This window comes from Pseudoalteromonas sp. ASV78 (genome assembly GCF_047806705.1).
Classification (GTDB): domain Bacteria; phylum Pseudomonadota; class Gammaproteobacteria; order Enterobacterales; family Alteromonadaceae; genus Pseudoalteromonas; species Pseudoalteromonas prydzensis_A.
Genome location: NZ_JBLOPA010000002.1, coordinates 1 through 14,477 on the forward strand (window position 1 = coordinate 1; position 14,477 = coordinate 14,477).

Sequence of the window (14,477 nt, forward strand, 5' to 3'; positions counted from 1 at the left end):
TGTAAGCTGTAAGCTGTAAGCTGTAAGCTGTAAGCTGTAAGCTGTAAGCTGTAAAAATTAAACCTTGTTGGGCACGCCCTTACAAGGTTTTTTTATAAACAAATTTAAGTGTTTAGTTTTACCTTGTGTCGCAAATCTTAGGAAACTGTGCTTTATTTAGAAGATGTAAACTTAAATAGAGTATTGAATGGAATTAATCAGTCAAGTTATCTATGTTGATAACGTTGAAGAAACCTTGGACTTTTATTATCAAGCATTTGGCTTGAGTACCTCATCAATCAGTGATAATGCCGAATATGGTGAGCTTGCAACAGGTGCTGTCAAAATAGCATTTGCTAATCACCCTTATGCACAAGCTCATTTTAAACAAGGCTACATTCGTGCCCACCCTAAGCAACCTGCCCTAGGTTTTGAACTGCGCTTTAGCTGTAGTGAGCTCAGCGAAAGCTATGATAGAGCGGTATTGGCGGGTGCAGAGCCACTTTGCCCACCAAGCTATAGAGAAACTCAATATTATGCCTACGTACGAGCCATTGAAGGTACCTTGATTTGCTTAATACAAGCCTAGTCCTTCATCAAAACAGCATTAAAGTTTAACTTTGTAGCAATATAAGCCACACGCAACTGTCATCAATTTTCCTTATCTTAGCGGTAATTTAAATAAGGAGATGGCGATGAATACACTACTACTGACATTACTGTTACTAAGCCCTAATGAAGTATTATTAAGTGAGCAAGTAAAACTACAAACAACTGAAACTCTTCACGTTATGCAGAATGAAAATAAAGCAATGTTGAAAAAGCAAATCACCACGACATTAGAGAATATGGAACTGGTATTGCCTGTGATTGTTGATAAGCAAACTTTAGCGAAAGTACAAAACGTAAAACAGCAACTTAGCCAAGACTAAGTTGCTCCGCTGGATTAGTCCAAAAACGAAGCTAAAGCGAGCTCAACTAAGCTTTCGGTATTTCTATTATGGCTTTTCTTAATACCGCGCTGGCTAAATCGATTAGTCGGTATTTCAAATTGTGTAAAACCATGATTATTGGCTTGCTGGTTCACTAGTAATTGCTTTTCTTTCACTGTTAAGTGATTTTCGTGAATTTTATGCAGCTCACTTGGATCTAGCCAAATACCTGCGCAGCTTGGGCACTCATCAATTTCGACCACATGAAGAGGTGTGAAAAAACGCCGCATCATCACGATATTCGGGCACTTAGGACAATTAATTCGTGCAGTTAAATCAACATCAGTGTCAGGTAAAGTAGCCAAATGCTCAGCAAGTACCACCGCTCTTTTTAAGGATGGATCACTAAAATTAAAAATCTGGCGATTATCAAAAAATACCCCGCCATTGGCGGATGAGAAAACCTCGATCTCCCCGACCACTAGTTTAGTGAGCTCTATATTTGTCCTTGGGCAGCGCATATCCAGCTCCTTAGCATTTGCTTACTCATTCCAGTGAGATATTAACTCGGTGCAAGTGCCTTTTCAATTAACGGTACTAACGGCGCTGGTAAAGTAACATTACCCGCCAAAACGAAACTGTGGGCTTCTGTAGACATTTTTTGCCACGTACGTTGTAAAATGCCAATCCACTTTTGCTCATCATAATCAGGTTTAGTTTGCGCAAACGCCAACATGTAATGCTCGATAAACACTAAACTTGCGATATCTTCAACTAACTGGCTGTCAGGATTACGCTTAATCTGTTTTTTTGCCACCGCATTATACACTCGTTGCTGCTGGGCTTCAGAGCAACCCGCTTGCTGCATTAATTCAACCACAGTATCAGCATGAAAAATATATAAGGCGCTACGCCATTGGTGGTAACCTTGCTTATTGAGCGGAAAATCACTTCGCGGTGAACACCAGCGTTTAATGTGCTGCGCTCGAACTGCTATATGCATTAACTCGTCGGCATCAGGCTGAAAACGATTGAGCATATCTGTCATCCGCTCTGAGTATAAGCGCTCTTTAGGCCAGTCTTTATTGTTATGCTGCTGTTGGTTTGGATCTTGGCTGTTTGCCTCATCAATTAATGCGATTACGTGTTGCAACATCGGTGACTCGTTATTGTTATTTAACTAATAGCTCTATTCTAATCAGCAAGTTGCTAATTAGCTAGAAGGAAAACAGGACGACATAAAAACAATCCCCCCCCTAATTTAGCTATCTAGTTAATTAAATTGGCTTAAATCACTGGCAATAGAGATAGTTGGCTTTTCAACTAAACGCCCGAGTTCCTTGCCTGCTGTTGAGATAATAATTGTCGGCGTATACTTCAACTGATAGCGCCCAGCGATGCCTTCAGGATCTTGTTTATCATAACCCACAGCAACCAATTGCAAACTTGCTAATGCCACGTTGGCGTTATCAAGTAGCTTAAGTAAGCGTGGCACTTCACGTTGACTATCGTGACACCATGCCCCAAATAGCACAAAAATATCTTTCCCCGCAAGGGCTTGCATTGCCTGTGTATCTGCAGATGTTGGGGTGAATTTTTCATATTCACTGGCAAACTTAGGATACTCGCTCAATAAATCTGCGGCGCTGATCTGACCTGCAAACGGCTTGTTATCTGCAGCAACTGACAAAAAAGAAACGACACAAAGTGATAATAGTAGCGCTAATCGTTTAAACATAATGATCTCAACGGTTTATTTTAACCTGACTATACCCAAATCCGTGTATATTACGAGTGCTTTTATACACAGGCAAACAAGTCAGCTTAATTATTAAAGCGATGCTAAAAATGGTTTATAAATTTATCGTTCTAAAATTTAGCAGTTTGATATTACTTATTAGCAAACGATACTGCATTGTTTCTACTCAACAAGTGAAAATCGATGAGAATTCATTCAATTTAGTCATAAATCTGCAATTAAAATATAGGATAATTTCCATTCGATTTAATTAACTTAGAAAAGACGACTGACCTTAATGACCACTCCTTTAGTGCGCTTGAACTTTGCACTGCAATCTTTTGAAGATCCGCTATCAGCTGCCATGGCACATACTATGGAGTACGATACGCTGCATCTAAATGCAAACGCACAGCATGAAATTACACTGCTTTGTGTATTACCTGAAGATGCGCATGAAGGCGACATTATCTCGTTAAGTGCAACACATATAGCAGCGCGTGACGCTCGTTACTTTATACAATACACACTGCGTCAGCTCGATATAGAAACCGGTACGGTAGCGCTGACACTTGAAAAAATAACTATCAGCGATGAAAGCGACGAATATGTGCTGCAATTAATGCTGCATGGTTTACATGCCACCCTCAAAGACAGTGCTGAATTTGATGTCGCAATCAAGGAATATGGCGCAGGTTATATACCACAATACGAACAGGCTCTAGTTTCTAAAAGTCATTCACTGCGCCAATTAATGACCAGTTTTAGTAGTTCATTTTTATCACTTTTTTAATCAGCAAAGCTCACTTTACCCATAGTGATAGTGGGTATGCCTTGCGCTTGATTACCAAAACGTTGCTGCCCTCCCGCTAAACATTCGTTTGCTAAAATAGCAAATAACACCGCTTCTTTGGCATCGGGATCAATGCCTAATGCGTGGGTGTTTTTGATCATTTGTAACTGCGGGCATAAAAATAAAATATGCTGCATAAGTAATGGGTTATGAATTCCACCACCACTTGCATAAACCGCAACATTATCAAGCTTTGCACTACAATCATTAATAGCGTTAGCAATCACTTGGGCTGAAAAGCGATTTAAGGTGGCCATAACATCTGGATGGGTGAGCTCTGTGGTATTAGTTGCTGCTTGCGCACGTGCTAGGTATTGCAAGTTAAATACTTCAGGCCCAGTGGTTTTTGGCAACGCCAAACTAAAAAATTCATTATCACAAAGCGCTGTCAGCAAGGCTTGATTAACCGTACCTTGAGCTGCAACTTGACTGTCTTTATCATAATGCAGTGGCGCAAAGTAACGCTGTATATACGCATCCATAATGGTATTACCAGGGCCAATATCTGAACTAAACACCGCACTGGCATCGGCAGATTTTGGTAAGTAGGTTAAGTTAGCAATGCCGCCCATATTGAGCAAAATACGGTTTTCATCAGCACTGGTAAAGAATAAGTAATCGCCATACACCGCTAAAGGTGCCCCCTCGCCACCAGCAGCAATGTGTTTTTGGCGAAAATCGCCAATCGTGGTAATACCGGTAGTTACCGCTACATGGTCACTATCACCGATTTGCAAGGTGCCATGCTTAAAATCAGCTTGGCTATGTTGGCTGTTCGGACAGTGATAAATTGTTTGCCCATGACTGGCGATTGCGTCAATGTCAGCCGCGGCTATATTCCATTTTGCTAAACACTGGTTCACCATTTTACCGTGTAACGTACCTACCCAAGGGTGCAATAAAGTGACCAGTTCAAGGTCACATTCTCGCTTGGCAAACACCTTTTTTATTTTTTGCTTATAGTCATCGTCATAATCAACGGTTTCAAAGGCCAAGACTGCAATTTGGGTCTCCATACCTTGGCCTGAAATTTGGCACAACGCGACGTCGAGGCCATCAAGTGATGTGCCACTCATCAGACCAATTATCAATCTTTGTTGCTTTTTAGCACTATTATACAGCTTTAATATATGCTGATGCATGATATTTACCTTTTAAATCAATATATTATTTTTTATAACCGCGTCAAACCACAAGGAATACTTTATACCTTAACTTTAAATATTGGAAGAATAATTATTGCAAACACGTTAAAAATGCTTTAAAACTAATCAACACGCTAAGTGTACCGAGATCAACACCCATAATAGCAAAAAATACATAACCACGGGAATCGACAATGAAATACTGCAAACATAACTCAATACGGCCACTGCATTTACTGTCTCCTATTGCATTGGCAATTATTACTACAACCAGCCCGGCATTATTAGCCGCAGAACAAACTGTTGAGCAAAAGAAACCTGAAGTGATCACTGTGACAGGTTCGCGTATTCAACGCACTGAATTAGTGTCTAGTAGCCCTGTGGTGAGTGTTGACGAGACACAAATACATTTAGATCGTGCTGTAAATGTTGAAGACATTACCGCTAAGTTGCCACAAGCAGCAGCGGGTGCAAATAGTACCGGCGCTACAGTGGGCGATTCATTTGGTTCATCAACCATTGATTTACGTGGCCTTGGTCAAAACCGTACGCTGGTGCTTATTGATGGCACCCGTGCAGTACCGTTTAGTTTTCGTAACTCAGTAGATGTTAATACGATTCCTGCTGGTTTGATCAAACGTGTTGATGTGTTAACGGGCGGTGCTGCTGCGGTATACGGTGCCGATGCGGTTGCCGGCGTGGTCAACTTTGTACTGGATGATAATTTCACCGGCGCAGAGTTTTCAAGCAGTTATGAAACAGCCGATGGTGGCAATGAAAAACTTAATTTTGAAGCCATTTTTGGTGGCGATATAGCCGATGGTCGTGGCCATATTACTGGCTACCTTGGTTATTCACAGCGTAAAGAGTTACTTGCTGGTGAACGTGATTATGCCTTAGAGAATGGCGCAACCATGATCAATAGTGGCGGGTTTTATACCGACGTTGCCAGCGGCAATAGTTTAGCGATTGATGACGCAGGGCAAGTCGTGAGCGACCGTCAAACCAGTGACTTTACCGGCGACCGTTACCTAACTCAGCCAATGGATAGATTCTCTGCTGGGTTATTATTTGATGTTGATGCCAGCGATAGCGCAATCATTTACGGCCGTGCTATGTATTCAAAAGTTACCGTCAATGGCGCCGGCGCTAGCGGCCAAACGCCTATCCTTGTTAACGAGCAAGTGACGCTAACTGAAGATAACCAATACATTCCTGATCAATTACGCCAACAACTGAGCTTTGATGCTGATGGCAATGCGCTAGTCAATGTTGAACGTAACTTAGGTTTAGGTGTACAAAACACCGAAGCGGTGCGTGATTCACTGCAATTTCAACTGGGTTTAAAAGGCGATATTAACGATTACTTACGTTATGACATTTATGGTCAATACGGTCAAACCGATGAAGTCGCTACAATTTACAACAATGCTTATAAAATAGATAACAGTGGCAATAGTCGCTTTGCCAGTATTGCCAATAGCATGGATATTTTCGATCCTAATTTAGATTTAAGCGAATTTAGCGATCCACTCCTTTACACCACCCGCGAGCGTACTCAGAGCGTGTTTGCCGCCACCTTATCGGGGGACTCAAGCGCATTATTTGAACTACCAGCAGGCTATGTTGATTTTGCAATTGGTTATGAATACCGTAAAGAAACCGGTAAACAAACCCCAGGTGATGCGTTTAGAAACGGCACTAGCTTTGCGTCAGTAAGCGCGTTTGATATGGATGCCAGCTTTGACAGTAGCGAGTTTTATGCAGAAATTTTAGTGCCAATTCTAATTGATATGCCATTTGCCAAAGAACTTAGTTTTGAAGGTGCTTACCGTATTTCTGATTACTCAAACACCGAAGCTGAAGACACTTATAAGCTTGGCATAAACTGGGCAATTAACGATGACATTCGTATTCGTGCTAATAAGCTCACAGCATTTAGAGCGCCAAACTTAGGCGAATTCGCAAGTCCGATCACGGGGTTATCATTAGCTTTATTTGATCAAAACAGTGACCAATTTGTGCCACGCTTTGCAGGTCGCTTTAATGGCGATCCATGCTTGCTAGGTACGGGGGACGCAGCGCAATGTGCAGCATTTGGCGCACCGCCTGCTGGCACTGAATTTGATTCAACCACGGCCGAGTATACTTACGGCGGTAACCCGAATATCAAGCCTGAACAAGCAGAATCAGATACCTTAGGGGTGGTTTATACCCCAAGTTATATTGAGGGTTTTGACCTATCACTTGATTACTACAGTATTCGCGTAACCGATGCGGTAAGCCAAATTCAACCCGCTGCGGCATTGCAAAGCTGTTATATCGACGATCCAAATCCGAACAACCCATTATGTGGCGCTGTACTGCGCGATCCTAATACCGGCTTGATCAGCACTGCAATCGTAAATGACTTTAACCTTGCTGCGATTGAGCAAGCCGGTATTGATCTAGCTGCTAACTATGTAGTTGATGCGCCAATGCAGTTAGGTGGCCGGTTTCGATTCTCATACCAAGGTAACTTTGTAACCAAGCAAACTCGCCAAAATAACAGCACGGTTGCCGAAGTTGATTGTAAAGGTACTTATGGCAGCGCGTGTTCAGGGGATTTTGCCAGTATTTTACAAGCTGACTATAAGCACCGTGCTACCTTTGATTGGCAGCTAGACACGATGAACTTCCAATTAGGCTGGCGCAGAATTGGCGAAGTCGACTATGCTGTAGATAGATCAGAAACAATCGATGCGCAAGATTACATGGACTTTGCTGCATCGTGGCAAGCTAGTGACAGCATCGCGGTTAACTTTGGTATCGATAACCTATTTGATAAAGCACCACCAACACCTGACATCGGCGCAAACCATTTTAATACTGTTAGTGATTATAGTGTGATTGGCCGCACCGTGGGCGTTGCCGTTCGTTACTCACCGAGTTTTTAGTTAATCCCAAATTGCCTATAGCAACACAGGATTAAACCCTTGAAGCGCACCCTGCCCGGTGCGCTTTTTCTTGGTTTAATTTTTATCTAGCCTATCCTGCGCGATAGAAACCTTAAATTAATCAGAGTAGGCTTGCTCATAGTAATTATTGCCTATCTCCTTACTTGCCAAACAAGACATTACTTAAGCTGTACTTCCATCGGCTCGCTAAGCACTTCATCACGGCTTACTGCAACAACTAGAATAGTTGTCAGTGGCTGTCCATTGTTGTTATTTTCAACTGTGATTGAGCGCATCATTGCTGGATAGATTTTATACTGCCAATCATCGCCATATTTAAGATAAACAAGGGTTTTAAATACATGCTCAGGTTGCGCATGATGCCAACTCAATTTTGTTTCCTGTGCATACTGGTTATAACTCACGGTAGGTTTACTCACCTGCTGAGCTGGTAACCAGTTTGATAGCGGCAGTAATGCTTGATGTTGAAACACGCCCTTTTCTATCACCTGAGAAAAGTCAGGGTTTTCTAATGATTTTACATTCCAAAATACAACGCCAGGCGAGTTATTAAGCATCGCCCGATTGATCATAATTTGGTTAACTACTTCGTCTATTCCGGCATCCGTATTTGCTATCAGTGTGTTGATACCAGGCCATAAATGACGCTGTTGAGTATTTTGCGATTGCCACCACGCAACTAATAATGGGTAGCTTTGCGAGTATTGGTTGATCGGCCAATATAATTGCGGAGTAAAATAATCAAGCCAGCCTTCATTTAGCCATAGTTTGGCATCGGCATAGAGCTTTTCATACTGATCTAAACCACGGATAGTAGCCGGTTGCTTAGGGCGATATATCCCAAATGGGCTAATACCCACTTGTACATGTGGCTTCTGCTGTTTTACTTGCTCGTAGAGCGTTTTAGTAAATTGATTCACGGCAGCTCGGCGCCAATCACCTTTAGTTAATTTACCTCCTTGCTGTTGATAATTTAAATATTGGCTATGATCAGGAAAGTCTTCACCCTCGTTATAGGAAGGATAAGGGTAAAAATAATCATCATAGTGAAGGCCATCAATGTCATAGTTTTTTACCAATTCTAATAAGGTCGCAATACTATAATCAATAACAGACTGATTAGTTGGAATAAACCAGTGCATACCATTTTTAAGCTGCACGACATCTTCTGCCATCTGCATACTCATTGACTGCTCGCTGACACTGCCGCCAGATGGGTGATGAACGCGATAAGGGTTGAACCACGCATGTAGCTTTAAACCGCGCTTGTGTGCTTGTTCAATCCAAAACTGCAATGGATCGTAAAAGGGCTCAGGCGCTTGCCCCTGCTTAGCAGTTAAATAGTAAGACCATGGCTCAGTCGAGCTTTGATAAAGGGCATCTGCTTGAGGCCGTACTTGAAAGATCACTGTATTAAAATTATTTGCTTGCAGCGTATCTAATATTTTTATTGCTTGGCGTTTTTGCTCTTCGACAGGCAGGCCAGGTTGCTGCGGCCAGTTAATATTTGCAACAGTCGCGACCCATGCGGCACGAAATTCACGAACAACGTCTTCTGTATGAATAGTTGCAAGCAACGGGTTAGCTTGTTTTTTAGTAGTAGGTGTTAACGGAGCGGACTGGCAAGCGATTAAAGTAACAGCTATGAGCAGAGAAAGAATTACTCGATGCATCATTTATTTCCTAACAAGTGAAAAAATATAGCCGATAGTGAGGACTATCGGCTATTTATATCGTATATGGCGGGGGGGAATTAAAATTTATACTGCGCGCCCAGTAAGAATCTACGGCCATAATTATGGATAGCCAGTGGGCGGTTGCTATCTGACATGCCAGTGCTGTTACTTGACATTGAACGTTGGTCTTCATCTGTTAAATTAATGGCTTGAAATACCACATTCAGGTTATCAGTCACATTGTAGCTAAGGTTCAAATCATATTGACCAAAGTCATCAATGTACTGATTTAGCCCTAAATAAGTTGTGTAAAAGTATTCAGAACGATAAGTATATGAAACCCTTGCACTAAAGCCCATGTTCTCGTAATACACAGTGGCATTAAAGGTATCTTCCGAGTTATTAGGCAGGACGGCCTCTTCGCCAGCAGCAACTTGCTCTGGTGTTTGCTCAAGCTCTGCATCAGAATAGGTATAGTTAGTTTGAATACCAAAACCATAACCTAGCTTTTGCGTATAATTAACTTCAAAACCTGAGTTTTCGCCGCCTAAACCATTTAACGGCTGAGTGATTAAAAAGGTACGTAGCTCTTCAATACCAGTATCAGGGTCGGTCCACAGCCACTCTTTATCAACGGTGCTATTTGTAATGTATGAATCGATATCTTTATAAAAGTAAGCTAACGATAAAATAGATGACTCATTAAAATACCATTCAGCTGACAAGTCATATTGCGAAGCGCGATATGGTTTTAAATCAGGATTACCTTCATTACCCTTACAGCCTGTTGCTGCAGTGCAATAACCACTTTTACGCGCGGATAAAAAATCATAATCAGGACGAGACATCACTTTTGCTGCAGCAAAGCGCAGGATGATCTCATCACTGTAATCATAAGCAATATTTAAACTCGGTAGAAAGTCATCATAACTAGTAGAAAAACCAACTTCTTCGATATTTTGCGGATCAAAACTGCGGCCAGTATATTGTAAAGACTGCGAGTCAACCTCAGTTTTGACTGCTCGCACACCTATGTTACCGCGAACATCACTGAATGCAAATAATGCTTTAACGTAGCCAGCTGTAATGGTTTCTTGCAAGTCATATGTGTAATCTAGGTGCTCATACGGCGCTGTTGATGGTTCGGTTTCTGCAATCCATTTACTGTAAGCAGCATTATCAAATTGCCATAAGATGGCATTCTCACCGCCCATAAAATCATTAACTGTGGTCGTTGCAAACTGGCCTAAATTATTCGTACTGCCATCAGCCCCCTTTTTAGGGTAATTTGCTTTAATTAAATTTGCAGCTTTACTGTGCTCGCGGTATTTAACCCCAGTTTTTATCGCCGTAAAGTAATCATTATCAAGTCGATATTCAAAATCAAATTGCACATATTTCTCATCTGAATCATTCGCTATATCGTTTTTATGATTGTAGTCTAAGCGATAATCAGCAGGCGTAAGAGAATCTGATAATGTAACCTCAGGGGTGCCATTTTCAATGCTGTAAGAAGCTTCTGTGTTTGCATAGTACTCTGAATATACATCACTGACTGCGCCTTCAGCTTTACTATAGCCAAACTGTGTTGTCAGTGTGTAGTTATCTTGTTCATAGCTAACTTTAATATCGTGAGCTTGAGTTTTAAATTCACCTTGGTATCCGGCATTGCCGTAATAGCCTAAATTATTATGGGCCGGTAACGTTCCCGCGACCACAGTACCATCGACAATATCGGCTTGCTCAATATTGCCAATGTTTTGTAATATAAAACCACTCGAATAAGTACCGTACGATTCATGCTCAGATTTTGAATACAAGTTATTAAATACGATATCTAAATTTGCTGAAGGTGCGTATTGCAAGGTAGCCGTAAGGGTATTTAAATCCGAATCACTGGCATAGCGGTTATAACCGACAGCCCCAGGATAATATTCATTATCGCCATCACCATTGGCATCTGTACTACGGTAACCAAACCTTACTTCTTTACTGTCTCTTTGGGTGGCGAGTTCTTTGCGCACAAAGCCCACATTAAAACCAAAGTCTTCATCTTCATTTTTCCAAGAGTATAAGCCTGAAATATAGGGTTTAGTTTCATCGGCATTTTCAAAATGAAATGCTTTCACTGACAGTGCTGCATAGTTAGATTCACTGTCCAGTGGCTTGCGTGTTCTAACCACCACAGTGCCACCAATTGAACCTTCATCAACATCAGCTTCAGCTGACTTAAACACTTCTAAAGTATCAACTAATTCTGCAGGCAAAAGTGAATAGTTAAAGCCACGTGATGGCCGAGTGATAGATGCCGATGCCGTCGCTGAAGCAACACTCTGACCATTTAATAAGGTAATGTTTAAATGAGGTGCTGTACCACGAATACTTACTCGGTCACTTTCTCCGCCGAGGTCTTTTTCAACTTGCACACCCGGAATACGTTGCAGGGCATCGGCTACCGTTTGATCGGGGAATTTACCAATATCTTCTGCAGATACGGCATCGACAACACTGTTAGCAAAGCGTTTCATATTAAGGCTCTTCTCAACAGACGCGGCGTAGCCTTTTACCTCTATCCGTTCGATATCTTCTTTTGTTAAGTTTTCTTTCTCTAATTGCTCTGTATCATTAGCAAAAGCCGTACTAGAAGCTGAAATAACCAAAGTGGCGAGTAATGATTTTTTGAATTGAGTTGTAATTGTGTGGAATTTATTATTCATAGTATAAGCATTTAACCTTTTTTATATTGCAAAGTACTTGTACGGCTACTACTGGTTTAACGTTGTTAAACCAAGACATAAGTTATAGTTTTGTTACCTGCTGTTAACTTAGTCAAAAAAACACACAAGGTCAATATAATTTATTCCTTAAATAATGCATTTTTACAATTTATAATTCCTATCGTGGCTATACCGTCATTTAATCGCTATCTTCATAAAAACTTAAACCACTGAAAAATAATAATAATTAAAAATGTAATCAACTCTATGACGAATTTTGAGGTTAATTTAAATTAGGTTAGCGCAGAGTTGGCAACGTGAACTACATTGTCAATCGCTTAGAAGGCGTATAAGATATTGTAACTACTGCGGTTTTTGCTGGTTGTCGAGCATCAGCAAATATTTGTTAAGGCGGCGCTCACGAGTTTCTGGTTTCTTAGCCGAGCTCAACCCATGGTAAATGATATGCTTGTTTGATTTACTTAATGTGTCAAAAAACGCTTGTGTCTCTGGCTTAGCAGCTAATGCCTGTAAAAAATCGTCCGGGAATTGCATGTCTGCCGATATTGCATAAGCGGCATCCCAGCGACCATCGGCTTTTGCCAAACGCACTGGGATCATTCCGGCTTCTTGCATTAAGCCATCTTCAATTAACTGTGCTACGTATTTGGTATTGCGTTTTGACCACATGCTGTTTGCTTTACGGGGAGTAAAACGCTGTAGATATGAATCACCATCTAAGGATTTTTTAATACCATCAATCCAGCCCCAGCAAAGCGCGACTTTGACAGATTCTTGCCAATTTATAGATTTTTGCGCAGATCCTTGTTTATAGATCTGCATCCATAGCTCTGCGCAATCAAAATGATTTTCTGCAAGCCAACTATAAAAGCTCGCAGTTGTTGCAAAAGACTTGATATTAGACGGTTCAATTTTTGCCATTTTTTTACAGCTCAATCACTTCTATCGCACCACGTTTTTGCATAGTGACAAACAGCTTGGTTTGCCCATCGTTAAACGCCACGTTGGTTGGATGTTGCCCTGTTAACGTATAGGTTTGTAACACAGTCCCTGCGGGGCTGATCTTTAATATCACGCCAGCACCATAACGCGCCACAAACAGGTTACCTTGGTTATCAACGCGCATGCCGTCCATGCCATGATCAGCAAACTTAATCAGCGGCTGTTTATTGCTAATGTTTAATTCGCTATCAAGATCATATTGCCAAATAACTCGCTGCACGCTTTCATTTACATAGAGCTTGCTATTATCGTTATTGACCGCCACACCATTGGTAGTGCCCATATTCTCTTCTAATAATTGCGTACTGCCATCGGCATCTATACGCCACAATTTACCAGTACTGTTTGCCCAGTTTGGGTCGCTGGCAAACAACGCGCCGCGCTTGGTGATGGCGATATCATTCGGTTGATTCATGGTGTTATTATGAGCAAACACCTCAACACTTTGGCTATTTGCTGGCACTTTTAAAATATTATGATTGACATAATCGGCTATGTATAAATTACCTTGGCTATCAAATTGCAAACCATTACCAACGCTGTCATTTGGCAACTTAATAAATAACTGGGCGTTACCATTGCTATCAACCTTGCCAATCGTACCTTGCTCAGCAAAATTAACCGCGTATAAGTGCTGCTTATAGAACACTGGGCCTTCTATGCCTTGAGTAAACACATTATCAGGCACAAACTCCTTGCTGTGCTGCGCAATACTGGTAGCACTAAAAAGTGCCGCGCAGCTTAATCCACAGATCATCGCTTTCATTTTATTATTATTCCTAATTTAAATTATTACTGGTGAAGATACTTAAGATGGGAAAATTATCTTCGCCAAACGACAGCGTTAATGAGCGCTGTTCGCCATCATCTAGTTTAATATTATCAGCCAGTGCCATAGGTGCTACTCGCCTGCCATCGGCAAATAACGCCATAATATGCTCGGCCTGTAAAATACGCGAACCCGAGGCATCATTACGAATTGTTACCACTGCGACTCGGCGGCCTTGTTCACTGCTCATCAGCACAGAGTTAACCACAGTAAAGTCACTGTTTTTTGGCCTTACTTTGGCATCATTTGCAAAACTGAACGGCATTCCTTGCAGCGCAACCTGATCAACTGACAATACTTCATCACTGGCCTGTGTAGTAAAACAACTTAAGCCACTGATCATCAAGGCTAACAGCATAAATGGGTGTATTTTCATTTCATTCCCTCGTTAACAGCATCAATTTAAAGGCTATTTTTAACACAACTGATTCCAAAATGGCAGCAAATAGTGCCACTGTTGCACAGCTGCAAAAATGATTCTCCGTATAGCGATAAACTAACCTATGCTAACTGTTGAATTTATAAAGCTCTGCCCTAAGTTCATGATTTAAGTATTTAACACGCTGCAAAGTACATAACCACTGCGCATTTAGTTTTACAGTCGTTATGCAGCCTTCACTCTTAACTG

At 41.4% G+C, this 14,477-nt stretch carries 13 protein-coding genes; 4 read left to right on the top strand and 9 right to left on the bottom strand.

Annotated features, from left to right (window positions below; genetic code table 11):
* Positions 1-187 precede the first annotated feature (187 nt).
* Both ACMVDV_RS18205 and ACMVDV_RS18210 read left to right on the top strand, forming a co-directional pair.
* Positions 188-568 (top strand): VOC family protein, encoded by a 381-nt coding sequence (locus ACMVDV_RS18205; RefSeq protein ID WP_304180498.1) that lies wholly within the window; start codon positions 188-190, stop codon positions 566-568.
* A 106-nt stretch (positions 569-674) separates the two neighbouring features.
* Positions 675-911, top strand: a complete 237-nt coding sequence (locus tag ACMVDV_RS18210; RefSeq protein WP_416159120.1) for a hypothetical protein — start codon at positions 675-677, stop codon at positions 909-911.
* Between the two features lie 14 nt (positions 912-925).
* Here ACMVDV_RS18210 and ACMVDV_RS18215 read toward each other — a convergent pair whose 3' ends face one another.
* The 3 genes from ACMVDV_RS18215 to ACMVDV_RS18225 form a co-directional block, all read right to left on the bottom strand.
* Complete coding sequence (locus ACMVDV_RS18215; protein WP_416159121.1) at positions 926-1,432, bottom strand: zf-TFIIB domain-containing protein; 507 nt, start codon at positions 1,430-1,432, stop codon at positions 926-928.
* Between the two features lie 41 nt (positions 1,433-1,473).
* Positions 1,474-2,067 (bottom strand): DUF4202 domain-containing protein, encoded by a 594-nt coding sequence (locus ACMVDV_RS18220; protein WP_416159122.1) that lies wholly within the window; start codon positions 2,065-2,067, stop codon positions 1,474-1,476.
* Between the two features lie 117 nt (positions 2,068-2,184).
* Positions 2,185-2,649: a TlpA family protein disulfide reductase gene (locus tag ACMVDV_RS18225; protein ID WP_416159123.1), complete on the bottom strand. Its 465-nt coding sequence runs from the start codon at positions 2,647-2,649 to the stop codon at positions 2,185-2,187.
* 298 nt (positions 2,650-2,947) lie between these two features.
* On the opposite strand from ACMVDV_RS18225, the gene ACMVDV_RS18230 reads away from it, so the two are divergent.
* Positions 2,948-3,442 carry a hypothetical protein gene (locus tag ACMVDV_RS18230; protein WP_416159124.1) on the top strand — a complete coding sequence of 165 codons (495 nt, stop codon included), beginning with the start codon at positions 2,948-2,950 and terminating at the stop codon, positions 3,440-3,442.
* On the opposite strand, the gene ACMVDV_RS18235 is transcribed toward ACMVDV_RS18230, so the two are convergent.
* Positions 3,439-4,644: an anhydro-N-acetylmuramic acid kinase gene (locus tag ACMVDV_RS18235; protein WP_416159125.1), complete on the bottom strand. Its 1,206-nt coding sequence runs from the start codon at positions 4,642-4,644 to the stop codon at positions 3,439-3,441. The genes ACMVDV_RS18230 and ACMVDV_RS18235 overlap by 4 nt on opposite strands.
* Before the next feature lie 197 nt (positions 4,645-4,841).
* On the opposite strand from ACMVDV_RS18235, the gene ACMVDV_RS18240 reads away from it, so the two are divergent.
* A complete protein-coding gene (locus tag ACMVDV_RS18240; RefSeq protein WP_416159126.1) occupies positions 4,842-7,583 on the top strand; it encodes a TonB-dependent receptor domain-containing protein in 2,742 nt (913 codons plus the stop codon).
* Positions 7,584-7,762: 179 nt separating this feature from the next.
* Here the strand turns inward: ACMVDV_RS18240 and ACMVDV_RS18245 are convergent, their stop codons facing one another.
* From ACMVDV_RS18245 to ACMVDV_RS18265, 5 genes are all read right to left on the bottom strand, one after another.
* The gene (locus tag ACMVDV_RS18245; protein ID WP_416159127.1) at positions 7,763-9,280 is read right to left on the bottom strand and encodes a glycoside hydrolase family 10 protein; all 1,518 of its coding nucleotides are present in this window, start codon (positions 9,278-9,280) and stop codon (positions 7,763-7,765) included.
* 77 nt (positions 9,281-9,357) lie between these two features.
* Positions 9,358-11,997 (bottom strand): TonB-dependent receptor, encoded by a 2,640-nt coding sequence (locus ACMVDV_RS18250; RefSeq protein WP_416159128.1) that lies wholly within the window; start codon positions 11,995-11,997, stop codon positions 9,358-9,360.
* A 363-nt stretch (positions 11,998-12,360) separates the two neighbouring features.
* The gene (locus ACMVDV_RS18255; protein WP_416159129.1) at positions 12,361-12,939 is read right to left on the bottom strand and encodes a YdeI/OmpD-associated family protein; all 579 of its coding nucleotides are present in this window, start codon (positions 12,937-12,939) and stop codon (positions 12,361-12,363) included.
* 4 nt (positions 12,940-12,943) lie between these two features.
* Positions 12,944-13,786: an SMP-30/gluconolactonase/LRE family protein gene (locus tag ACMVDV_RS18260; protein ID WP_416159130.1), complete on the bottom strand. Its 843-nt coding sequence runs from the start codon at positions 13,784-13,786 to the stop codon at positions 12,944-12,946.
* A gap of 13 nt (positions 13,787-13,799) precedes the next feature.
* A complete protein-coding gene (locus ACMVDV_RS18265) occupies positions 13,800-14,225 on the bottom strand; it encodes a hypothetical protein (protein WP_416159131.1) in 426 nt (141 codons plus the stop codon).
* Between the last annotated feature and the right edge of the window lie 252 nt (positions 14,226-14,477).

Coding starts and splice junctions, on each gene's coding strand:
- ACMVDV_RS18205 (WP_304180498.1), top strand. CDS start 188: ATGGAATTAATCAGTCAAGTTATCTATGTTGATAACGTTGAAGAAACC.
- ACMVDV_RS18210 (WP_416159120.1), top strand. CDS start 675: ATGAATACACTACTACTGACATTACTGTTACTAAGCCCTAATGAAGTA.
- ACMVDV_RS18215 (WP_416159121.1), bottom strand. CDS start 1,432: ATGCGCTGCCCAAGGACAAATATAGAGCTCACTAAACTAGTGGTCGGG.
- ACMVDV_RS18220 (WP_416159122.1), bottom strand. CDS start 2,067: ATGTTGCAACACGTAATCGCATTAATTGATGAGGCAAACAGCCAAGAT.
- ACMVDV_RS18225 (WP_416159123.1), bottom strand. CDS start 2,649: ATGTTTAAACGATTAGCGCTACTATTATCACTTTGTGTCGTTTCTTTT.
- ACMVDV_RS18230 (WP_416159124.1), top strand. CDS start 2,948: ATGACCACTCCTTTAGTGCGCTTGAACTTTGCACTGCAATCTTTTGAA.
- ACMVDV_RS18235 (WP_416159125.1), bottom strand. CDS start 4,644: ATGCATCAGCATATATTAAAGCTGTATAATAGTGCTAAAAAGCAACAA.
- ACMVDV_RS18240 (WP_416159126.1), top strand. CDS start 4,842: ATGAAATACTGCAAACATAACTCAATACGGCCACTGCATTTACTGTCT.
- ACMVDV_RS18245 (WP_416159127.1), bottom strand. CDS start 9,280: ATGATGCATCGAGTAATTCTTTCTCTGCTCATAGCTGTTACTTTAATC.
- ACMVDV_RS18250 (WP_416159128.1), bottom strand. CDS start 11,997: ATGAATAATAAATTCCACACAATTACAACTCAATTCAAAAAATCATTA.
- ACMVDV_RS18255 (WP_416159129.1), bottom strand. CDS start 12,939: ATGGCAAAAATTGAACCGTCTAATATCAAGTCTTTTGCAACAACTGCG.
- ACMVDV_RS18260 (WP_416159130.1), bottom strand. CDS start 13,786: ATGAAAGCGATGATCTGTGGATTAAGCTGCGCGGCACTTTTTAGTGCT.
- ACMVDV_RS18265 (WP_416159131.1), bottom strand. CDS start 14,225: ATGAAAATACACCCATTTATGCTGTTAGCCTTGATGATCAGTGGCTTA.